25 protein-coding genes are annotated in these 22,401 nt (G+C 54.3%); 22 read left to right on the forward strand and 3 right to left on the reverse strand.

All coding sequences use genetic code 11. The annotated features are described in order from the left end of the window. Window positions 1-155: 155 nt before the first annotated feature. The 22 genes from HBA26_RS07290 to HBA26_RS07395 all read left to right on the forward strand — a co-directional run bounded on the left by HBA26_RS07290 (window position 156) and on the right by HBA26_RS07395 (window position 19,420). Window positions 156-659, forward strand: a complete 504-nt coding sequence (locus HBA26_RS07290) for a DUF1441 family protein (RefSeq protein ID WP_166720863.1) — start codon at window positions 156-158, stop codon at window positions 657-659. Window positions 660-662: 3 nt separating this feature from the next. Continuing rightward, window positions 663-2,780, forward strand: coding sequence for a phage terminase large subunit family protein (locus tag HBA26_RS07295; protein WP_126345269.1), 2,118 nt, complete (start codon window positions 663-665; stop codon window positions 2,778-2,780). Next, entirely contained in the window at window positions 2,777-2,992 is a 216-nt protein-coding gene (locus tag HBA26_RS07300; protein WP_166720847.1) for a hypothetical protein, read from the forward strand. Before HBA26_RS07295 ends, HBA26_RS07300 begins: the two co-directional genes overlap by 4 nt. 8 nt (window positions 2,993-3,000) lie before the next feature. Further along, window positions 3,001-4,521 carry a phage portal protein gene (locus HBA26_RS07305; RefSeq protein ID WP_126345271.1) on the forward strand — a complete coding sequence of 507 codons (1,521 nt, stop codon included), beginning with the start codon at window positions 3,001-3,003 and terminating at the stop codon, window positions 4,519-4,521. Further along, a complete protein-coding gene (locus HBA26_RS07310; protein ID WP_126345301.1) occupies window positions 4,514-6,589 on the forward strand; it encodes a ClpP-like prohead protease/major capsid protein fusion protein in 2,076 nt (691 codons plus the stop codon). Before HBA26_RS07305 ends, HBA26_RS07310 begins: the two co-directional genes overlap by 8 nt. A 68-nt stretch (window positions 6,590-6,657) precedes the next feature. Beyond that, window positions 6,658-6,993 carry a capsid cement protein gene (locus tag HBA26_RS07315; RefSeq protein ID WP_166720848.1) on the forward strand — a complete coding sequence of 112 codons (336 nt, stop codon included), beginning with the start codon at window positions 6,658-6,660 and terminating at the stop codon, window positions 6,991-6,993. Then, window positions 6,993-7,349, forward strand: coding sequence for a hypothetical protein (locus HBA26_RS07320; protein ID WP_166720849.1), 357 nt, complete (start codon window positions 6,993-6,995; stop codon window positions 7,347-7,349). Before HBA26_RS07315 ends, HBA26_RS07320 begins: the two co-directional genes overlap by 1 nt. A gap of 1 nt (window position 7,350) precedes the next feature. Then, entirely contained in the window at window positions 7,351-8,013 is a 663-nt protein-coding gene (locus HBA26_RS07325) for a hypothetical protein (RefSeq protein WP_126345274.1), read from the forward strand. A gap of 8 nt (window positions 8,014-8,021) precedes the next feature. After that, window positions 8,022-8,576 carry a hypothetical protein gene (locus tag HBA26_RS07330; protein ID WP_166720850.1) on the forward strand — a complete coding sequence of 185 codons (555 nt, stop codon included), beginning with the start codon at window positions 8,022-8,024 and terminating at the stop codon, window positions 8,574-8,576. Further along, complete coding sequence (locus HBA26_RS07335) at window positions 8,569-9,192, forward strand: phage baseplate assembly protein V (protein ID WP_166720851.1); 624 nt, start codon at window positions 8,569-8,571, stop codon at window positions 9,190-9,192. The genes HBA26_RS07330 and HBA26_RS07335 overlap by 8 nt, the downstream gene beginning before the upstream one ends. 38 nt (window positions 9,193-9,230) lie before the next feature. Next, a complete protein-coding gene (locus tag HBA26_RS07340; RefSeq protein ID WP_166720852.1) occupies window positions 9,231-10,700 on the forward strand; it encodes a phage tail sheath C-terminal domain-containing protein in 1,470 nt (489 codons plus the stop codon). Next, window positions 10,697-11,203, forward strand: coding sequence for a phage major tail tube protein (locus HBA26_RS07345; protein WP_023311220.1), 507 nt, complete (start codon window positions 10,697-10,699; stop codon window positions 11,201-11,203). Before HBA26_RS07340 ends, HBA26_RS07345 begins: the two co-directional genes overlap by 4 nt. A gap of 55 nt (window positions 11,204-11,258) precedes the next feature. Then, entirely contained in the window at window positions 11,259-11,546 is a 288-nt protein-coding gene (locus tag HBA26_RS07350; RefSeq protein WP_126345278.1) for a phage tail assembly protein, read from the forward strand. Window positions 11,547-11,660: 114 nt separating this feature from the next. Next, window positions 11,661-13,469, forward strand: a complete 1,809-nt coding sequence (locus HBA26_RS07355; protein WP_166720853.1) for a hypothetical protein — start codon at window positions 11,661-11,663, stop codon at window positions 13,467-13,469. Then, a complete protein-coding gene (locus HBA26_RS07360) occupies window positions 13,466-13,936 on the forward strand; it encodes a phage tail protein (protein WP_166720854.1) in 471 nt (156 codons plus the stop codon). Before HBA26_RS07355 ends, HBA26_RS07360 begins: the two co-directional genes overlap by 4 nt. Then, window positions 13,911-14,126: a tail protein X gene (locus tag HBA26_RS07365; RefSeq protein ID WP_023311224.1), complete on the forward strand. Its 216-nt coding sequence runs from the start codon at window positions 13,911-13,913 to the stop codon at window positions 14,124-14,126. Before HBA26_RS07360 ends, HBA26_RS07365 begins: the two co-directional genes overlap by 26 nt. 1 nt (window position 14,127) lies before the next feature. Next, on the forward strand, window positions 14,128-15,246 hold the full coding sequence (locus tag HBA26_RS07370) for a contractile injection system protein, VgrG/Pvc8 family (RefSeq protein ID WP_126345281.1): 1,119 nt from the start codon (window positions 14,128-14,130) through the stop codon (window positions 15,244-15,246). Between the two features lie 37 nt (window positions 15,247-15,283). Continuing rightward, window positions 15,284-15,631: a GPW/gp25 family protein gene (locus HBA26_RS07375; protein WP_126345282.1), complete on the forward strand. Its 348-nt coding sequence runs from the start codon at window positions 15,284-15,286 to the stop codon at window positions 15,629-15,631. Next, entirely contained in the window at window positions 15,621-16,535 is a 915-nt protein-coding gene (locus HBA26_RS07380; RefSeq protein ID WP_166720855.1) for a baseplate J/gp47 family protein, read from the forward strand. The genes HBA26_RS07375 and HBA26_RS07380 overlap by 11 nt, the downstream gene beginning before the upstream one ends. Next, window positions 16,528-17,079, forward strand: coding sequence for a phage tail protein I (locus HBA26_RS07385; RefSeq protein ID WP_126345284.1), 552 nt, complete (start codon window positions 16,528-16,530; stop codon window positions 17,077-17,079). The genes HBA26_RS07380 and HBA26_RS07385 overlap by 8 nt, the downstream gene beginning before the upstream one ends. A gap of 2 nt (window positions 17,080-17,081) precedes the next feature. After that, the gene (locus tag HBA26_RS22790) at window positions 17,082-18,809 is read left to right on the forward strand and encodes a phage tail protein (RefSeq protein WP_126345285.1); all 1,728 of its coding nucleotides are present in this window, start codon (window positions 17,082-17,084) and stop codon (window positions 18,807-18,809) included. Further along, window positions 18,797-19,420, forward strand: coding sequence for a tail fiber assembly protein (locus tag HBA26_RS07395; protein WP_166720856.1), 624 nt, complete (start codon window positions 18,797-18,799; stop codon window positions 19,418-19,420). The genes HBA26_RS22790 and HBA26_RS07395 overlap by 13 nt, the downstream gene beginning before the upstream one ends. A 61-nt stretch (window positions 19,421-19,481) precedes the next feature. Here HBA26_RS07395 and HBA26_RS07400 read toward each other — a convergent pair whose 3' ends face one another. From HBA26_RS07400 to HBA26_RS22885, 3 genes are all read right to left on the reverse strand, one after another. After that, window positions 19,482-20,234, reverse strand: a complete 753-nt coding sequence (locus HBA26_RS07400; RefSeq protein WP_126345287.1) for a glycosyltransferase family 25 protein — start codon at window positions 20,232-20,234, stop codon at window positions 19,482-19,484. Then, window positions 20,234-21,484: an O-antigen ligase family protein gene (locus tag HBA26_RS07405; RefSeq protein WP_166720857.1), complete on the reverse strand. Its 1,251-nt coding sequence runs from the start codon at window positions 21,482-21,484 to the stop codon at window positions 20,234-20,236. Before HBA26_RS07405 ends, HBA26_RS07400 begins: the two co-directional genes overlap by 1 nt. Before the next feature lie 136 nt (window positions 21,485-21,620). Then, window positions 21,621-22,202, reverse strand: coding sequence for a BRO family protein (locus HBA26_RS22885; protein WP_166720858.1), 582 nt, complete (start codon window positions 22,200-22,202; stop codon window positions 21,621-21,623). Window positions 22,203-22,401 lie beyond the last annotated feature (199 nt).

A 22,401-nucleotide genomic window follows, 5' to 3' on the forward strand; every position in this document is an offset into this window, starting at 1 on the left:
ACTCCTGGCGATTCTGAACACCGAGGGGGCGCGGACACGCGGAAAGCGGCTAGTTTTTTGCATTTTATGGGTTTCATCATCATCCGTTTAACCTATTGATATTTCAGTCCTGGGCATTTGCAGGATGTCGAAATGACTATTTTTTGTTCATCATCATGGATAACGAACTGAAAAATTTCCGGCTGAATATCACTCAGCTGGCAGCCATTACCGATCTGCACCGCCAGACGGTCGCCGGCAAGCTGGCAAATGTGCTGCCCGCACCTGGCAGCAATCCGAAACTTAAGCTTTATGCCGTCACCGATATTTTGCGGGAGCTGCTGACAAGCACCACACCGTCCGAGCTGGTGGACGTCGACAAAATGCTTCCCCCCGATCGTAAAGCCTGGTTTCAGTCGGAGCGTGAAAGGCTCAAGTTTCAGCAGGAAACAGGGGAGCTAATTCCGGCCTCCGAAGTCACCCGAGAATTTTCCTCCATGGCAAAAGCGATGGTTCAGGTGCTGGAGACCTTACCTGACATTCTTGAACGAGACTGCGCCATGACCCCTTCTGCAGTTGTCAGGGTGCAGCAGGTTATTGACGATCTGCGCGACCAGATAGCCCTCAAAGTTGAGAAGGCCGACTCACCAGAACAGGAGGATATGCCAGAAGAGGAGTAAATCATGCGACAGGCCACGGCAGCGGAAGTCAGGCGTAACGCTTCCGCCATTCTCAAAGCCCCGCGCCGTATGCCTGTGGCTGAGGCGGTTCAAAAATTTATGCGCGTACCTATGGGAGCCGGTAACTCGGTACCTTGGGACCCTGCTGTCGCTCCCTATGTGATCGAGCCAATGAACTGCCTCGCGATGCGTGAATACGATGCGGTGGTGTTTGTTGGACCGGCACGAACGGGGAAAACGATCGGCCTGGTGGATGGCTGGGTGGTTTACAACATCGTCTGCGATCCGTCCGATATGCTCGTCGTTCAGATGACCGAAGAGAAAGCCCGCGAGCACTCAAAAAAGCGACTGGCGCGAACCTTCCGTGTCAGTCCTGAGGTGGCAAAGCGTCTGAGCCCGTTACGTAATGACAACAACGTCCATGATCGTACTTTTCTGGCGGGGAACTACCTCAAGATCGGATGGCCATCCATCAACATCATGTCGTCGTCTGATTTTAAGTGTGTGGCGCTCACGGATTATGACCGCTTCCCTGAGGACATCGACGGCGAGGGTGATGGCTTTACGCTGGCTTCCAAGCGTACCACGACGTTTATGTCCGCCGGGATGACGCTGGTGGAGTGTTCTCCAGGGCGTGATATTCGCGACAGCAAATGGCGCCGTAAGTCTCCTCATGAAGCGCCACCGACGACAGGTGCGCTTTCTCTGTACAACCGCGGCGATCGCCGTCGGTGGTACTGGCCGTGCCCGCACTGTGGTGAATATTTTCAGCCAGCGATGGAGGCGATGACCGGCTACCGCGATGAGCCTGATCCGGTGAAAGCCAGCGAGTCAGCCCATCTGCTTTGCCCGCACTGCAGCAGCGTTATCACCGCAGATAAAAAGCGCGAGCTTAACGGGGTGGGAGTCTGGCTGCGTGAAGGTCAGAGTATTGACCGTGACGGCAATATTTCCGGTGAGCCGCGCCGCTCCCGTATCGCCAGTTTCTGGATGGAAGGCCCTGCAGCTGCGTATCAGACCTGGGCGCAACTGGTCTATAAGCTGCTGACCGCTGAGCAGGAGTACGAGGCCACGGGCAGCGAAGAAACCCTCAAGGCGGTTATCAACACCGACTGGGGGCTGCCGTACCTGCCGCGCTCGGCAAGCGAACAGCGACGCGCCGATGCGCTGATGCAGCGGGCGGAGGATTACGGTAAACGTCTGGTTCCGCCAAAAGTGCGTTTTCTGCTGGCGGCCGTTGATGTTCAGGGTGGGAAAAAGCGCCGTTTTGTCGTGCAGATTATTGGCTATGGCGATAACGGTGAGCGCTGGCTGGTGGACCGCTACAACATCCGTCAGTCGCTGCGCTGCAATGAACATGGCGAGGCGGAGCCTGTTCACCCTGGCGCCTATCCGGAGGACTGGCAGCTGCTGATCTCCGATGTACTGGAAAAAACCTATGCGCTGCAGTCTGACCCGGTGCGGCGTATGCCGGTGCTGGCAATGGCCGTCGACAGCGGCGGTGAAGAAGGCGTAACGGACAACGCCTATAAATTCTGGCGCCAGTGCCGGCGCGATGGCCTGGGTAAACGCGTTTACCTGGTCAAGGGCGACAGTACAAAGCGACAGAAAATTATCACCAAAACCCACCCGAACAATACCGAACGCAGCGACCGTCGTGCTGATGCGCGTGGCGAGGTGCCGGTGTATCTGCTGCAGACCGACCTGCTTAAGGACCAGCTCAGCAACAATCTGGACCGCGAAACCCCCGGTGGCGGTTACATCCATTTTCCTGACTGGCTGGGAGAGTGGTTCTACGAGGAACTGACCTACGAAGAACGCGGTGTTGACGGCAAATGGCGAAAACCGGGTAAGGGCGCCAATGAAGCCTTTGACCTGTTCTGCTATGCCCACGCTGTGGCGGTCCTGCGCGGGTACGAAAAAATCCGTGACTGGGAAAAACCGCCGGCATGGGCGGAGCTACAGGATCTCAATCCAAATATTTTTGAAGGGGAACGCCCCCGGGAGATAACCGTGAAAAAAACAAAACCCGTTCAAACGCCAGCTAAGGCTGAGCTTGAAAAGGACACTGCTCTCTCCGGCAGCTGGCTTGGGTCTTCCGGTAAGGGAGGCTGGCTGTGACGAAAGCCGACATCTGGAAAACGCTGCTGATGGTGCGTCAGGCCTACCAAGACTCGCTGGACGGCAAGAGCATTTCATTCACTGGCGTTAACGGTCGTGCCATCACCAACCACGATCCGAAAGCGCTGCGCGACGAGCTTGAATACTGGGAACGGCGCTGGCGGACGGTTAATTGCCGCGGCGGTTCGTACAAACTCGCTAACTTTCTGTAAGGCGTTCTATGGGCATTCTTGAAAGAACACTGGGGGCAATTTCCCCCGGGTGGGCAGCCGCACGTGCGCGGGACCGCCTCAGGCTCAATGCGTATGAAGCGGCAAACCCGTCACGGCTGCACAAGGCCAAAAAACAAAGCCAGTCAGCAGACACCTCGGTATTTGCTGCAGGTCAGTCACTGCGGGAACAGGCCCGGTGGCTCGATGAAAATCACGACCTGGTGATCGGCTTGTTCGACAAAATGGAAGACCGGGTAATTGGTGCTCATGGCATCCATGTTGAGCCCCAGCCCCTCGATCTGGAGGGAAACCTCCATTCCGATTTCGCCGGGCAGCTCTCGGCCCTCTGGGCGGAGTGGTCCGTGCGTCCGGAAGTGACCGGCATGTTTACCCGTCCGGAAGCCGAGCGCCTGCTGTTGCGTTCAGCGCTGCGTGATGGCGAAGTATTTACCCAACTGGTCAGGGGAAACGTACCCGGCCTGCAGCATGCTACGTCGGTACCGTTCTCGCTGGAAATGCTGGAGGCGGATTTTGTGCCGTTCAACCTCAATAGCACTGCAGGTCAGCAGGTTCGCCAGGGCATCATTGTGAACGACTGGGGGCGTCCCGTCGGGTACCGCGTTTACAAATATCATCCTGCGAACATGACGCGGTTCAGCGCGGAACTTAAAACCGTCTCTGCTGACAACATGCTTCACCTGGCACAGCGCAAGCGACTGCACCAGCTGCGGGGTATCAGCCTGATCCACGGGGTCATTACCCGTCTGTCAGACATCAAGGATTATGAAGAGAGCGAGCGCGTGGCCGCCCGTATTGCCGCTGCACTGGGCTTCTACATCAAGCGCGGCGATGCACAGTCACTTGGCGATGAAAGTGAGTTTTCACCGCCCGGTGGTCAGCGTCACTACGATATCGCGCCGGGCATGATTTACGACGAACTCCGACCCGGCGAAGACCTGGGCATGGTGGAGTCAAACCGCCCGAACGTTCACCTCTATGAATTCCGAAACGGACAGATGCGGGCTGTGGCCGCCGGTACACGCGGCAGCTATTCCAGCATTGCCCGGGACTATAACGGCACCTACAGCTCTCAGCGACAGGAGCTGGTGGAGAGCTTCGAAGGGTACAACGTCCTGCAACAGTGGTTTGTCGGCCAGCACAGCCGGCCCGTTTACCGCGCATGGCTGGCGATGGCGTTGCTGAGCGGCGTTGAAGTCCCGCCGGATGTGGATCCGAATTCTCTCTATAACGCGCTTTATCTCGGGCCGGTGATGCCGTGGATTGATCCGGGCAAAGAGGCGAACGCCTGGAAAGCCATTGTGCGTGGCGGTGCCGGTACTGAAGCGGAATGGGCGCGGGCAAGGGGGAAAAATCCTCAGGAGGTTAAGCGCCAGCGGCTGCGTGAAACTGAATTTAACCGTAAACACGGGCTGGTGTTTGATTCCGACGCCGCCAATGACAAAGGAGCGATGCCAGATGCAACGGCAAAACCAGACGATAAACGGCGTGAGCCGGACGATGATGATTAACCCCAGCGCCAGCCTGGCGGGTGTCGATGCGGCAAACGGCCAGTGCTGGTACGAAATCCGCGCGCTGGCTGCCGGACGGGTCGAAATCTTCCTTTATGACGTGATCGGCGGCTGGGGTATCACTGCCCAGCAGTTCGTCGCCGACTGTAAAGAGGCGGGGGTGTTTGAGGCCAGCGCGGTGGATTTGCATATCCACAGCCCGGGTGGCGATGTTATGCAGGGTTTTGCCATCTACAACACCCTGTCGCGGCTGAAAGCGAAGGTGGATATCTGGGTAGACGGCGTGGCGGCCAGCATGGCCTCGATGATTGTCTGCCTGCCCGGCGCCACGGTGCACATGCCGGAGAACGCCTGGATTATGGTCCACAAACCGTGGGGCGGCATTGCCGGTGACTCTGATGACATGCGCGACTATGCCGCCTGGCTTGACCGGAATGAAGCCCTGATGCTCAGCGCCTACATGAACAAAACCGGACTGGGGCAGGAGGAGCTGGAAGCGATGCTGAAAGCGGAGACCTGGCTTAACGGTGCCGAAGCGGTGGAAAAAGGTTTTGCCGACACGCTTGAACCTGAACTGCAGGCCGCGGCCTGTGTGAATGAAAATAAACTGAAGGATTACCAGAACATGCCAGAACAGATTAAATCCCTTTTTGCGCCGCGCGCCGAAGCTCCGGTGAATCAGCCACAGCAGCCTGCCCCTGTACAGCAGCCCGCGCCGGTACAGGCAAACCTGAACCCGCCAGCGCCACAACAGCCTGTGCAGCAGATGGCAAACATCGATATCACCGCGCTGGCCCAGCAGCTGCAGCAGCAGATGCAGACGGCGAACGCGGAGCGCGTGAATTCCGTCTCAGCCGTGTTTGAGGCGTTCCCGACCTTCGCGACGCTGAAGGCGGAATGCCTGGCCGATTTCTCCTGCAACGCCGAAAAGGCCCGCGACAAACTTCTGCAGGCGCTGGCAGCGGGTACCACCCCGAGCGCCGGTCCGGGTGCCATTCACCTTTATGCTGGCAACGGCAATCTGGTGGGTGATTCCATTCGCGCTGCGGTAATGTCCCGTGCGGGCTATGCGCAGGCCGAGAAGGATAACGCCTATAACGGTTACACCCTGCGCGAACTTGCGCGCGCTTCCCTGGTCGATCGCGGCATTGGTATCTCCGGAGCTGGTACGGCACAGTCGATGGTCGGGCTGGCGTTCACCCACAGCAGCAGCGATTTCGGCAATATCCTGATGGATGTAGCGCACAAGGCGGCGCTGATGGGCTGGGATGAGGCCACAGAGACGTTCGAACAGTGGACCCGCAAGGGCACGCTGACCGATTTCAAAACCGCGCACCGCGTCGGTCTGGAATCACTCGCATCGCTTCGCAAGGTTCGCGCCGGGGCGGAATATAAATATGTCACCATCAAGGATCGCGGGGAGCCAATTGCGCTGGCGACCTACGGCGAACTGTTCAGCATTGACCGCCAGACCATCATAAACGACGACCTGGACATGCTGACTCGTATCCCGCAGGCAATGGGGCTTGCTGCGCGTGCCACCGTGGGCGATCTGGTGTGGGCGGTGCTGACCAGCAACCCGAAAATGTCGGACGGTAAGCCGCTGTTCCACGCTGACCACGGCAACCTGGTCTCCGCCGACCTGAGTATCGAAGGCCTGGATACGGCGCGTAAGGCGATGCTGCTGCAAAAATCGGGCGATCGCCGTCTGAATATTCGCCCGGCCTACATGCTGACGCCAGTGGCTATCGAGTCCCGGGCTAACCAGCTGATCAAGTCTGCAAGCGTACCAGGCGCAGATGCGAACAGCGGTATCGTGAACCCGATCCAGAACTTTGTGACGGTGGCTTCTGAGGCCCGCCTGGACGACAGCAGCCCGACGGATTACTACCTGACCGCTGCACAGGGACGAGACACTATCGAAGTGGCCTATCTCGACGGCATCGACACCCCGTATCTGGAGCAGCAACAGGGCTTCACCGTTGACGGTGCCGCGTTCAAGGTGCGTATCGATGCAGGTGTGGCACCGCTTGACTGGCGCGGCATGGTTAAAGTCACCAAAAAATAACGACCGTCATCTGACGGTTTTTTATTACGGAGCGGCGCGTGCTGCTCCTTTTTTGTCTGGAGAGAAAAATGGCGAAAAATTATCAGCAGGACGGCAGCACCCTTGATTTTCAGAATACCGGTGCAACCGATATTCATTCGGGTGACGCCGTGCTTTCAGGGGCGCTGGTTGGCGTCGCTCACGATGACATCCCGGCAGGGCTGTGGGGCGTGCTGCACACCACGGGCGTGTTCGTTCTGCCAAAGGCAGCGGAAGCGGTCACTCTCGGCCAGAAGCTGTATCTGGCTGACGGTAAGCTGACAGCAGAAGCGGGGGAGGCGGCAGCACCGAACCCTCTGGCGGGCACGGCCTGGGCAGACTCGGAGGCTGATGTCGGAACTGTTCCGGTCCGGCTTGGCTACTGATGAACGGCTTTCGTCAACGCCTGTTAAAAGCGGATGCCCGGATTTCCCGGGCATTTGCCGAAGAGGTGCCTGCCGTCCTGTCTATCGACGCTGAGTTGCGTCCTGTTACCGTGATTTTCGAGACGCCTGATGCCCCGGTTGATGTGCCCGGCGGGGGGCAAATTCAGGATCGCTCTCCGGCATTCAGCGCGATGACCGCCGATATCGCGGGGCTTGAGAAGCATCACGGCGTTGAGATCAACGGCACGGCTTATCGTGTGACGCACGTCGGGGCTGATGAAGATGGCCGCACCCGCGTCACGCTGGTGTATGGCGCACCGGGTAAGGTGCAGCCGGATATCAATAAGTGGAGCTGACATGGCGCGTGAGTCCAGACTGCGACGGGATTTGCCTGTCGATATCGATGTGAATGCCATCTGGCGGATAGCGGAGCACATCGGTGCCACCCATAAACAGTTTCGGGCGGCGTACTCTCGCGCCCTGAAACGTACCGCCGCCACCTTGCGTAAAAAAGCGATGGCAGACCTGAAAGACGGGCTGGCGCCACGCAGCCTGGATCTGGTGCGCCGGCGTCTGCTTTCCTTTCGTCTTGATCGCGCCTCTCAGTCACAACTGGATAATTTTCGTCTCTGGTTTGGTCTCAATGCCATCAAGGTAAAAGACCTGAAAGGCCGGATTAACGGGCGGGTCAGGCCTCACCATACCCGGCGGGATAAATCCACCGGGCGGTATATAAAGGCGCGACGCCAGGCAGAAAACGCGGGCTTTACCCCAAAGGGCAGCCTGCTTTCCCCGCGCACGTTTGAAAACGGGGAGGTGGCGCGCTCCCGCCGTGAAAACCGGCGGACGGTGGTTATTCGCGATCCGGATTCCCGTCGTACCCGCGAGGCGGAAGTGGATATTTATGAGCCGATGCTGAACTACATCGAGGATAACGCCTTTGCGGAGGCGATGGAGATTTTCATGCATCACTTTGAAACCGATCTGCGCGGGCGTGTGAAAGCCCGTATATCTGTCTGAGGTAAACCATGGCTGAGCCATTGCTGCTGGGGCAGTATCACGATGCTGTCACCGGCGCGCTGAAAAAAATTGACTGGGTGCGCGACGCCGATGCCTATCCGGAAAAAAATGTCCCCCGATTTACCGGACTGACCACCCCGGCGGTCTATTTCTCCATTAACGGCTGGGAACAGGGCGGGGGCAACGAGGGGCAGCTCAACGTTAATCTGTCCTGCGATTTGTTCGTGGTGGTGGATGCAGCCGGGGCAGGTGTCAGTCGCCCGGAAATTTTCCTGCGCACGGCGGCCGCAGATATCACGCAGTGGATTGACGGCCAGCAGTTCGGCCTGACCCATCTGGAGCCAGCCATCTTTATCGATGCAGCACGCGATGAGTTTGATCCGCGCATGGATGATTACCTGGTCTGGCGAATCTCCTTCACACAGTCAGCCGCCTTTGGTGCGGATCCGTTTGCACAGCTGAATGCCCCGCTGAAAGCGGCCTGGCTGGGCAAGGCACCGGATATCGGTCGGACACATGTGGATGACTATCAGCTGATTTACGAGGCAAAACCCGATGAGTGATATCGAGGGCGATTTACAGCGCCGTCTGGCAAATATTGTCAGGCGCGGGGTTATTCATTCCGTAAAGCATGACGGCATACCGAAATGCCGGGTGGACCTGGGCGACATCACCACCACCTGGCTACCGCTCTGCCAAGGCTTTTCGGGTGTTAACCGGGCTGACTCCAATCCGTATGCGGTCGGGGATGCGGTCACGGTACTTTCGGAGGCGGGCGAGCTGAATAATGGCCGGGTGTTTCCCGGCTGGAATACCGGCGCGCTGCCGGTACCGGAGGGCAGCGACAGCGAGCATATCACCCGATACGGCGACGCTACCGAGATCCGCTATGACCGTGCCGCGCATGCCCTGACCATTACCCTGGCGGAGGGCGGCACCTACAAAATCATCGGGAAAGGTACGCTGGACGGTCCGGTGGAAATTACTGAAACCCTCACCGTGCAGGGCGTGTCGCAATTCAATGCCGACGCGAACGTGGCCGGAAATATTGGTGCAACTCAGGAGATTTCGGACGGTACCGGGAAAATGAGCGCGATCCGCGAAACTTACAATGGCCATGACCATGAAGAAAATGGTGACGGCGGCGGTACCACGAATCCCCCCAATCAAAAAATGTGACCTGCCGCGGCAGGTTTTTTTATGCCTGGAGAAAATGAATGGCAAATTTACATGGTGTGGAAACGATCGAACTGACATCCGGTACGGTCGCGGTCACGACGATCCAGACGGCTATTATCGGTCTGGTGGGTACCGCGCCGGATGTCTCAGCCGGAACGCCGGCAGCGGGTACCGTCGGGACGCCTATTCTGGATAACGTTGTCGAATTTACCGCGACGAAGGCCGGCAGGGCGGGCAATGTCCTGCTGGCTGAGGCGGTAGCCGGGGTGCCTGATGCAGAAAATCCCGCCGCGGTGGAGACGACGGCTGTGTGGGACGCAACGGCTTTAACGTTGACCATCACGCTGGGCTGTGATGAATCCGGCAAGCTGACGGCAACGCCAGCAGAGGTGGTCACGGCCGTGAACGCGGTGGCGGATGTGAAAGTGACCGCGAAGGGTACCGGCAGCGGTATTGTCACGCCGTTCAGCCTGCAGCTCTCCGGTGGCGAGGATGAGCCGTTCCCGCTGAATACGCCGGTGGCAATTGTCGGTACCACGATGCTCTCCCGCCTGGGGGAGAAGGGCTCGCTGAAACCGGCGCTGACCGAAATCAACGATCAGCGAAATGCCCTGACGGTGGTGGTTCGTGTGTCGGAAGAAACCGACGAAGCGAAACAGCGTGCAGCGGTGCTTACCGGGATCGGCTCGCTGTCATCTGCAAAATCGGTGACGACGTACCAGCCCCGAATCGTCATTGCGCCGGGGTTCAGTGAGGATGACGCCGTGGGCAAGGCACTGGAAACCGTTGCCGGCAAACTACGCGCAGTGGCGTATGTAGACTGTGAATCCGGCGCCACCCTACAGGAAGTGGTTCAGCGTCGTCAGTCCTACGGCATGCGTACTGAGCTGCTGCGCCCGCGCGTTCAGGTCAGCAATGCCGACGGCCAGCTGGTCTACCGTCCGTATTCAGCGTTTGCGGCGGGACTGCGCGCCCGTATCGACTTTGAGAAGGGCTGGTGGTGGAGCAAATCCAACCAGGACATCAACAATATCCTCGGCGTGGAGCAGGTCGACGAGTTCATTCTCGGCGATGAAAACTGCGATGCGAACCTTCTCAACATGCAGAACGTCTCCACTATTATCCGCCGTGCCGGGTTTAAGCACTGGGGTAACCGCCTGTGCGGAACCAATCCCCAGTGGCGCTTTGAATCGGTTCGCCGTACCGCCGACGTCATCGAGGACAGCATTCAGGAAACGATGCTGGAATATGTTGACCGTCCGCTTGACCGTGAAAATGCCGACGACATCATCGGCACCATCAACGCCTGGATGCGTCAGCTGATCGGCCTCGGTGCCATTTTCGGCGGTCGTGCCTGGCTGGATGAGGAGCTTAATACCGCTGAGAGCATGGCGGCTGGTGTTTTGTACATCAACTATGACTTTGGTCCGAAATCGCCGACTGAACTTATCAGCCTGCGCGTCCGGGTGAATAACAACTATGCGCTTGAGGAGATGCTGGCAGCATGAGCGAAAAAAACACGTTACGCGTCTGGACCTTCTTCCGGCAGGGGATCCGTATTCAGGGCGCACATGAATTTACGCCGCCGGCATTGTCCATTGTCAAAACCGATTTGCGCACCGGCGCACAGGACGCCCCCTCTCCCGTGGATGACGGCATGGAGGCGCTGACCTGCCAGCTGAAGTTTTACGGGGTGGACACGGACATGCTGACTGCCTTTGGTTTTGTCAGTGGCAGTCGCCCGCGTTTTACGGCCTATCAGGGCTATCTGGCGAACGGCACCGCGCTGGGCACCATCGAGGAGATCGAGGGCTTTGTACAGACCGTCACGCCGGATGCGCGGGGCAAAGACAGCCTGTCCGAAAATGCCGTCACAGTGGACATCGCCGTGAGCTATTACCGCCAGACCAAAGACGGCCGCGAGCTCTTTGAAATTGATACGGAGCGCTTCTCGCGCCGGGTAAATGGCGTGGATGTGTTGTCCGGCCTGGCGGCGAAAGTCCGTCTCTGAGCCTGTCTTTATCCTGTAACGGCCTTCGGGCCGTTTTTACTTTACGGAGAGTGTTATGAGTTTTCCTGGTGAAACCCGCGTTATCAAACTGTATTCCCCTGTTTCCTTTGAGAACGGTGGCCTGCTCGAACAGGTGACGCTGCGCGAGCCGCTGGTGCGCGATCGCATTGCTTTTTCCAAGGATCGGGGCAGCGAAGAAGAAAAAGAGGCGCGCATGATTGCGCTGCTGTGCAATCTCAGTGAGCAGGATATCTGGCAGCTGACAGCGGCAGATTATGCGCAGCTGCTGGACACATTTAATGTTTTTATGCTCCCGCCCGGGGAGCGACCGAAAGAAGCCTGATCCGGGCGATACGCTTTCTCGGGCGGCGCCTGCATTTTCCCATGACGGAATACCTGGATATGCCGTTCAGCGTGTTTTCTGATTTTCTCACCGACGAAGTGGAGGCGGTAAATCGTGGCCGGACTAAGCCAGAATCTTAAGGCCGTCATTACGTTTGGCGGCAATATCGACAGCTCATGGAATCGTTCAGCGAACGGCCTGCTAAAGAGCCTGAAGGACGTCGGGAAGCAGTCAGAAAAACTGACCAAAGACCAGGCGAAGCTGGCGGCGGAGATTAAAAAAGCAAAGCTTGCCGGGCAGAGCCTTGGCGATCTGAAACGGCGTTACAGCGATGTGTCCCGTGAAATCCATAAAACGGAGTCCGAACAGCAGAAGCTGAACCAGCAGATGCAGAAGGCGCAGCGGCTGGCGTCATTTAAAGGGGCCGGTAAAGGCCTGTTTCGCCGCGGTCTGGGTATCGCCGGACAGCTGGGCGGCATGGTGGCACCGGGGCTGGCGATCGGCGGCGGTGGGGTGGTGGCTTCCGCGCTGGGCACCCTGATAGCACCGGCGGCTACCAATGCGGAGACGGCCCGACGTGCGGGCGTGGCGAAAAGTTATGGCGTGGACATCCCGACGTTTGATGCCTGGGACACCCTCGCAAAACAGTACGACATGAACGGCGAGAATATCGGCGATCTGTTTGAGGAGTATCTGCACAAGGCAGGGGAATACAAGCAGAACGGTAAGCAGGGCTCGCTGCAGGACGCGTTTGAGACGCTCGGGTTTAAGGCGGGGGATTTGGCCGGGCTCAGCGATATGGCACAGTTTGAAAAAATCGTTGAGCGCGCGCTCAGCCTGCAGGATGAGTCGAAAGCTTCATTTGCGCTGGATTCGCTGTTTGGCGGCGAGGCCAGCAAGCTCCTGATGCTGCTGAAGCAGTCCGGGAAGAGTTACCGCGACCTGATGGACGAGCAGAGCCGGTATAACCTCGTCACGAAAGAGGGGGCTGAAGGTGCAATGGAGGGCAACCGCGCTATTACCAACCTGCAGACCGTCTTCTCTTCTGCTGTGGCGGAAATCTCCGGTCAGCTCGGTAACGAACTGGCGCCGGATGTGCGCCGTCTGACGGACGATATGGCGGAGTGGTTTAAAGGCGGGGGGATCAAGCGCATCGTCAGTTTTCTGCGTAATGACCTCTACCCCGGCGTGCTGACGTTCGGGCAGGGGATCTTTTTCGTCGGAAAAGTGGCGTACGCGCTGGCGAAAAAACTGTCCTGGCTGCTGCCGGATGAGCGAAGCGATCAGCGGGACGTGCTCAAATCGCTGGCCATGACCGGCTCGGTCGATATCGCCCGCATGACCGCGCAGCGCAACGGCCAGGGAGAGTGGTTCGAACAGCAGCTTAAAGAAAAACCGGATCTGCCGGACGATGTGAAAAAATCCTACCGTGATACGCGGGGCTTTTTCCGTGATGACGAGGAGACATTTAACACCACCCTTGATAAATATCTCACCCCGGAGAACAGTGGCGCACTGTTCGGGACGGACTGGTTAATGAAGCCGGCACAGCCGCAGTCTGTCACGTCCGGTACCGGCCCTACGGCATGGGATCATTATCCCCGGACCCTGCTGTCGCCGTTACCGCCAGAAACATCGCCGCAGGTGGTACCGGACATTACGGAGCAGGATTCACTCCAGCAGGCTACCAGCACAGAGGCTGAAGGTCGCTGGGATATGTTGCTGCAGAAGCTGGATTCAACAGATGCTCCCGCCGCACCCCGACAGCTGACAGACAATCGCCGCTTTGAATACCGGTTTGAAATTCATTGTGCACCCGGGCAGGACGAGCGGGCGATTGCTGATGAGGTCGAGGGTATGACGAAAAGCAGCCCTGCTTTTAATGGTAATAACAGCATGCTGGACGGAGGGCAAATCTGGTGAGTGAAATTATTCCTGTCTTTGAAGACTTCGGGCAGGCCGGTGCCAGCGCGGCGCGTGGTGCCCAGGCCGCCCGGGTGATGATGATGCTGGGCGATTTCGCCTTTTCCATCGATACCACGGCGTATAACCAGCTGACCCGTGAGGCCAGCTGGCGATGGAGCGAGCTGGAGCGCATCGGCAAACAGGACCTGCTGCAGTACACCGGCAAGCCTGGGCGAACCGTCCGGCTTGAGGGAGAATCGCATGCCTTCTTTCGTAAGGGGGTGAATGCCGTTAACGATCTCTACGATCTCGCCGACCAGAACAAGCCACAGCAGCTGGTCAGCGGTGAAGGGGATGTGCTGGGCTGGTGGGTGGTGATCGACTTCTCCGACACGACAAACCGTTTCCTGCCCGGTGGTGGCCACCGAAATAAAAACTGGACGATGACGCTGAAACATTATGCCGATGACATATCAAACCCGTGACGGTGATGTGCTTGATGCAGTCTGCGCAACGCATTACGGCACGGAAAACCTGTCTTTTATCGTGACGCAGGTACTTGAAGCGAATCCGGGGCTGGCTGATATCGGTGCGGTTTACCCGTCAGGTCTCTTTATTACCCTGCCGGATCTGGCTCCGCCGGTTCAGGATTCTGCTTTCAGCCTGTGGGATTAATATGACTGAACAGATAGTTAAACCGGAATATGCTCCCGCTTTCAGCGTCAGCGCCGAGGGGAAAGATATCACCCGCGCGCTGCAGCAAAGTCTGGCAGAGCTGACGCTGACCGATTATGGCGGTGCCACGACAAAGGCGGATGAGCTGAAAATCACGCTGCTGTCGGAAACGCTCCCTTTGCCGACAAAAGGGGCACGACTGCGCGTGGCGCTGGGGTTTAATGACCAGCTGGTGGATAAGGGCTGGTTTGTGGTGTCCGGCGTCGGCAGCAGCGGTCCGCCGCGGCGTATCGAGATTTATGCCACCGCCGCGCCCATGAACGCGCAAAAACAGCCCGGTGATGTGCTCAGCCAGAAAACACGCAGCTGGGATAACATTCGTCTGGCGGATCTGGTCAGGACCATCGCCACGGAAAACGGGCTGAAGTCAAAAGTAGCCGCGGAGCTCGCCGATATCCATATTGACCATGTTGACCAGGTGGCAGAATCGGATGCGAACCTGCTGACCCGGCTTGCCAGGACCTGGAATGCGGTCAGCAAACCTTCCGGCGGTTACTGGCTTTTTCTCCGGCAGGGCGCAACGGCTAACGCCTCAGGTGAGCAGACCGGGGAGCTGGTTATCACCCCGGAGGAAGTCTCAAACTGGTCATACAGTGAGGGCGAGCGGGGGAGTTCGACGGGGAAAGCCACCGGCAGCAGCGGTAAGTCATCGGGAAAAATCGGTGTGCGCTATTACGATGAAGCGGACGGGAAGACCAAAACTACCACTGTTGACCATGACGGCCCCTCGATGGCGAATCCGTATACCCAGCCGGCAAAGGCCACCGCCGACCAGCAGGCCAAATCCAGAAAGACGCAGGCCCGCCGCAATGAGCAGAAGATGACGGTTACCGGCCCGTGCCGACCGAAACATGTTCCCCTCACGGCAGAATCCGGCGTGTCCACGTCCGGCTTTGGCGAGCGTGAAGATCGCGCCTGGGTGGTTGAATCTCTCGCCTTTTCCCTGACGGCCGCCGGGTTCAGCTACACGTACAACCTGGTGGTTGATATTCGCAAGCCTGCTAAATCATCTAAAAAATCCGGCAGCAAGGATAAATCCGGCCCGGATTATTTCGGTTAACTCTCCGCCTCCTGGCGATCCTCATACGGAAAAAAAAATGAACGGTGTAAACAGCCGGACCGGTAAACGCCTGTCCGGCAGCGATCATCTGCGCCAGTCCGTCAGCGATATCCTTTCCACGCCGCTCGGCAGCCGTGTGCTGGTTCGTGATTACGGCAGTGACCTGTTTTCGCTGGTGGACAACCCTCGCGACGACCTCACCCGACTGCGGATTATCGCGGCCACGGCCTCAGCGCTTGCACGCTGGGAGCCCCGGTTGCGGGTCACGCGTGTGATGGTCACTTTCCCTGCTGATGAAACAGGGTGTGTCGTCGATATCGAGGGGATCAATAAAGAGAATAATTTTCCCGTCAGCACCGGAGGCATACAGATTTATGGCAAGTAGTTACGACGTAATTAACCTTTCTGCGCTGGCGGTACCGGATGCGATTGTGGTACCGGATGCCGCCGATATTTTTACCCGCTGGCTGGCGCGCCTGCGCGAACTGGATCCAGAATTCGACGCGCTGGTCGAATCTGATCCGGCGTATAAACAGGGGGAAATCAACGCTTACCAGCTCAACCTGGCGTTTCAGCGTGTCAATGATGCGGTACGTGCTGTTTTCCTTGCCAGCGCCAGAGGAGCCGATCTTGACCAGATAGGTGCGGGTTTTAATGTTTCCCGCCTCGTGATAAATCCCGGCGATCCGGATGCCGTGCCACCCGTCGATCCTGTCTATGAAGACGATGACGCTTTCCGTGAGCGTATCCAGCTTTCGTGGGCGCAGCTGAATACGGCAGGTGCGCGCAACGCATACCGCTTTCATGCCAAATCCGCGGATAACGGTGTGCTGGATGCGGATGCCTATGGCCCGGAAACGCACAACCGCCCGGGTGAAGTGGATGTCTATGTCCTGTCGCGAACCGGTAATGGTGAGGCCAGCCCTGGCCTGACGGAAAAGGTGATGAGCGAACTAAGCGCCGATGAGGTCAGGCCTCTGACTGATTATGTCAGCGTCAAAAGCGCCACCATTGTCAGTTATGCGGTAACAGCTGAACTGGACATACCCGACGGACCGGATGCGCAGACGGTGCTGGAGCATGCCATCAGCACGCTGACCAGCTACACCCTGCTTTCACATCGCATAAACGGCCTTGTGCCGCTTTCCGCGATTTACGCTGCACTCCAGCAGCCCGGTGTTTCCAGAGTCAGGCTGATAAGTCCGGCCGCAGATCTTGAAGCGGCCGCCGGGCAGGCTCCCTGGTGTAGTGCAATAAACGTCACCCGCAAAGGAGGCTCCGGTGGATAAATTTCGTTCCCTGCTACCGCCCTCCGCCATTCAGCCTGAGCGGGCGCAGGAGCAGGCCAGCTCGGAGCAGATCACCGAACTGGATACGGGCATGGTGCGTAAGGTGAAAGACCCCGATACCTGCCCGGCGCACTTGCTGCCCTGGCTAGCATGGGAATTTGCGGTTGATTCCTGGGAAGACGCTTGGACAGAGGCTGAAAAGCGGCAAGTGTTAAAAAATGCCGCCTATGTCCATCAGCATCGCGGTACTGCCGGCGCTGTCAGGCGGTCACTGAGCGCTGTCAGTCTCCCGACGACAGTGGTGGAGTGGTGGGAGGATCAGCCGCGTAAGGCTCCCTACACCTTCCGCGTTGAGGTTTACAGCCTTCAGGAAGTTGATGACGCTCTGTATCAGCGTATCCGGCGGCAAGTCGATAAAGCGAAAAACCTGAGGAGTCTGTTGACCTCCATTGACGTGATTGCCGACCTGGGCGCAAAGGGAACTTATTATACCGGCGGTGCTGTTACCGCCTGGATTGATGTCGATATTGAGGCAGGAGTTTAGCCATGGCTGAGAAATATTACAGTATTCTGACCAACAGAGGTAAAGAGCTGGAGGCACAGTCTTCTGCGACCGGTAAACCCGTAATTATTAAGGACTTTGTGGTGGGTGACGGTAACGGCCAGCCCGTAACACATGATCCGGCATTCACTGCCCTGATCCATGAGGTGTATCGTTCGGGAATTTCAGCGTTGCAGGTCTCGCCGGATCAGGCGAATCAGTTTATTGCGCAGCTGGTACTGCCTCCCGATGTGGGGGGCTTTGTTGTTCGTGAGGTCGGGCTGTTAACCGATGCCGGCGAACTGTATGCCGTGGCGAACTGTGCAGCAATTGAGAAGCCGGTAAGTGGTATCAGTGTAACGCTCCAGTTTCGCCTCGCCGTGTCAGAAACGGCGGATATCGAACTGAAGGTGGCAACAGGTGATGGGCTGTTCCTTCGCCAGGATGCGAACCTGCGCGATGTGAAGGATGCCAGCGAATCCCGGAAAAATATTGGGCTGAAAGGGGCCGCTGTACTGGATGTTGGCACAACGGCGAATACAGTCGCCGCCGGGGATGACCATCGTATCGTTAATGCCCTGCAGAAAGAAAATAATCTTTCTGATGTTCAGGATAAGGCATTAGCCAGAGAACATTTAGAACTCAGGGCGGCGGCTGTCAGGGATGTTGCTGACAATGCAGCGGGTGCGCTCGTGCCGGTTGGTTATAAAGGGAACTTTAGTTCCGACTCGAATCATGGTGCGATTGATTTTGCGACTTACCCCTTTGTCGTCGGTGAATCATTGTTTATTGATACGCGTGGGTGTACCAATAACCCACCGTTCATTACTCAGGATTTTTATTATATAGATGTCGTGTGTGCCACCGGCCCCGCTCAGGGGGGGAGGGTAAACAGGCCGTTGATCCAGTTCGTCAGTTACACGAATTCAAAGTTAACCCTTGCCATTCGGGAAGATGATGGTACTACCATAGGCTGGCGCTATTTCAGGGCGGTGCAATACGATTCTGATAATAATACGGTAACCATTCCGGGGGCGCTTAAGGCTGTCAATGGCGGTGCAGAGCTTTCACAAAATGCGATAAATATCCGTGGTTCAGGTAATAAACACCTCTGGTTTTTTGATGCTTCCGGTGCAGAAATGGGGCTCGTTTATGCCTCAGATGATAAAGTGCTTCATCTTCGCGCAGCGCAGGGACCTTCAGTAGATGTTCAATCAAACGGAAACGTGATTGCGCCTAACTATCTTGAGGCAAAGGATGATATCCATTCAGGGCGAAACATCAGCAGTGTGGGGCTGATTCAGGCGGGGAAGGGCCTGTACGACACGCCAGGAGTACGGGTGTACTCGCCCAATAACCCACCGCCACAACAGGATTTAAGCCCATACGCGAGACGTGACTCGATTACTACCGTTGGACTTTCATCCAACAATCCTGCATACCCCTATATGCGGCAGGAATCAACTGGGGCGATTATCAATCTTGCTCCGCAAGACTGGGTTAGCGGTAATTTTGCGACAATTGCATGGACGTCGTCTAACTTCTTGCAGGGTGGCGTAAGGTTAGCTTCACCTGGAACGGCAGATAACGGAAATAATGATGGTAACTTTGCATATGCTCCAGATGGGGCTGTAGTTACTGCTGTGATGCAAAAGACAAACTATACGGCAGTACAATTTCGATATATTCAATATAACATCAACGGTAACTGGTATACTGCATGGGTATCTTAATGGAAATGCAATCAGGAGTGTTTAAAAAATACAACCCATTAGACATCTGGGAGAACTATACAGCGGAACAGGTCGCTAAGTTTTCACAATGTGAACTTGAATTATATTACATTGCAAAAGCTCCAGATATGAATGTCGTTTTTCTAAAGGATGAGTATGGAAATGATTGGTATCAGTGGTTAAAGACGCTCTCTAAAAAGACTCTAAAAATATCATACGATCCTAAAACAAAAAAAATAATTCATTTTTCCTATGATGCTAGTTCGATTTTTCCTATTAATCAGGTTGTGGTGGAAGTCTTACCGGAAAATGTACCAGATGGATTTGTTGATGCTGGATATAATGCGTTTGGAGGTTCTTTTATCTTTGATGAAGGGAAAATTATCACTGCGCCAGTGGATGATGAGCTAAAAGCTCAACGCAAAAAACAGGAGTTATTAGCCTACGCAAATAATATAATTGAGTCTCTTAAAGACGCTATTGATTTAGGGATGGCAACAGAAGAAGAACAAAATACTTTATTAGCGTGGAGGCAATATCGAGTGCTTTTATTGCGAGTTGATACATCGCATACACCTAATATAATCTGGCCGATAACACCTTCGTCATAGTTGCAGGAGATTTATAAAGTAAAAACTAAGAAGCGCTGATTTTTAATCAGCGCTTGGAAAATCACTGCTTGATTATTTTCTGAAATGGACGATGGAAAAGAAGGGTGCAAGCTTTAGCTATTTTGACTTTAAAGGAACGGCTTGAATAAATAGCCTTCCATGCTTCATCCTTTTTTTTCATGGTTATATCGTCACTCCGATTGCCGATGGTGGTTACACTCTCATAAACTGGGTTGGTGCTGATGTATTCAGGTATAACCCCACGTAAATTAATAAAGCCGAATTCTTTAAATGTCTGCCACTGATCGGCTACGCACCAAACAGGGAATAATTTTTTGTAAAGAATGCGAGCGGCGGATTTATTTATAATATAAGCATGAGAAAAGGCTGCATTATAAACATCATGAACAGAATGTCCGTTAGATAATTTTAAAATACTTTTATTGTTGTAATGGTTAACTTTAGAAAGCAAATAAACAAATGGAATGTTTTTCGGAATTGATAACTCAATTTCATCAAGGAAAAAAGAAATATCTTCAGGTAAGAAAATGTCATCTTCAAGCACCAGCGCGCAATCATCTTTGGAAGCATCCAGTGCTTTATAAACTGTCAAATGGCTCAGGGAACATCCAATTTCCCCAGGAGTCACCGCGTAGCTATGTTCTCTTTTCAAAAGAGAAAATACATTTTCCGGAATACATTTTCCGTTTACAGCTGGAATTAACTCGTAATCAAGCATTAGACGCTTTGCTTGGGATTCCATTGATTCCCTTCGTTCAGTATCTCCTTCCAGATTAATAATATATATTTTCATTATTTAGAAGCTCCTTGCCAATAATCACTTGCCATACTTGAAAGAATTATTGTAGTGGAAAAAATAACTATCAGTTCTATTGATGTCAACAATACATCTGTGGAACCATAGAATAAAACAGCTAAGGTAGGTATACCAACTGGCCCAATTATAGCCGGGTGGCTACTTTTAAAAATCAGCATAAAGAAAAAAACAAACAATACAAGTATGCCGAAAATGCCAAAAATTGATGCGTATTGAATAAATTCATTATGTAAATGCACTGTTAGATAACCTGCTGCTTCTGATTTCTCGTTAGCATTTTTCAAAAAATTAGTTATTTCATTGTTTCGATGAGTCTCACTTTGTCCAAAAGGTGATTTAGCAAAAGCCATGGCTCCAAGTTTCCACATGCTGAATCTGGCTCCCAGAGATGTATGGTCATTTCCAAGATTGTACTCCCTTATTTCAATCATCGTGGAATCGATACGATTAATTATTATTTTGGAATTTAAGGAAGCAACTACTACCAATGACAAAATTGAAAGAATCAGCGTTTTGAAATTAAGTAACTTATCTCGCCACATCCATGAAAGAAGCAACAGCAAACCGAGCAAAGGATGAATAAGCATGGCCGCTCTTGTTTGAGTTAAGAAAATGATATAAGTGGAAATGATAAGAACGATTAATTGAAATAGATATTTCTTTTTAGTTTTAATAGTAGCTGCTATGATCGCTGAAAAAGCTAATGAAAATGCACTGAAAGCATATGCCGTCAGAGTTGCTCTATTAATGCCAAGAAGAATGCGCGTATCGCTATTCATTCCCTGCAAGATTCCATAAGTGCTTGCAACAATGAAAGCTAAAGACATCACTGATACTATGATCGTAGCGCTGGGGAATTTGTTTAGCTTATCCTTACCGTTTAAGATAAAGAGAGAAATTATTGCTGCTATAAACCATCTTTTTCCAGGTGTAAATAACAATTCAGATGAGGTTTCTCCTGATAAAAATCCAGATAACAATGACCAAGCCAAGAAAAGAACAGATAGCATCAAAAAAGAAAAAGTAATCCTGTTGCAATTTATTTGCTCTTCTTTTTTGAATAAATTGAGTAATAAACCTGCTAACGATAAATATCCGCACCAATAAAATATTACGCGCGAAGTTTTTTCATGGATAAATGCACAAGGCAGCACTATCAATAAAAGCGTAAATGTTGTTATGTAAAGTGCTTTACTAATGAACTGCACTTGTTGTGAATTAATCATTTTTTGCATATCCTTTTATCATCAACTCTTCATGATATATATTGTTAACATCATTATCAAATTCTAGTGAAGCCCTTCCTCATTTTATGCTAACTGAGCAGCCTGACTATATGCAACAGCGGGCTGCCCTGTGTAGTTAAGATTGCATCCACCGATCACGTGCTCGCCGTGCTATAGCGATCATTTTCTGTATCTCTCCGAGAGTGAATTTTTCTACTTCATCGCACGGCATCACCACGTAGCCGGAGCGAATCAGATGCTCTAGGCATGAATCGGGGTTCATAATTACTTCACCAGGCATAAGAGGGTGGCAGGCCACGGGCAGGCCATTTTCGAAGTAGGTTATTACTGCGTAACTTTGTCGAGCAGATACCTCACTTACTTGCGGAGTTGCCTCCAAAACCTCTTTATCGAGGACGTCTAATACCCATCTGCGGAATTCTTTTGCGACCGGCGTCCTGGCGAACATGGCGATCAGATGGGCTCCGCGAAGGGAGAAGATGCGGACTTTTTTTCGATAATTTCCTGAGGTCACTGATTCAGTGACCTGAGTCATTTCTGATGTGAACTCTTCTTCATTTTGGTTGTATAGGTTGGTTATTGATTTAGTGCTTGAGTATTCGAGAGCTTCTGCAATCTGGGAAGACGTTAACCAGAATTTGTTGTCGCGGATAGCTGGTGTGAAAGTATGACTACGGAAAGTTAACTCAGTATTCATGGGATAATCCTTTGCTGCTTAAGTTATCACCACTGCTGACGCCAATCAGTGAGGTGGTGAGACGTACAGGGTTGGCGTAACCGGCAGCAAAGACCCGGCGCGGATTTCTCCGCCCCTGCACGCCCCACCATAATTCGAAAGTGACCGTGCTCAACGCATAAAAAAACCGCTTGGCGCGGTTATGCGCTCTGCTGATTCC

Source organism: Enterobacter sp. 725m/11 (assembly GCF_011683705.1).
Lineage (GTDB): Bacteria > Pseudomonadota > Gammaproteobacteria > Enterobacterales > Enterobacteriaceae > Enterobacter > Enterobacter bugandensis.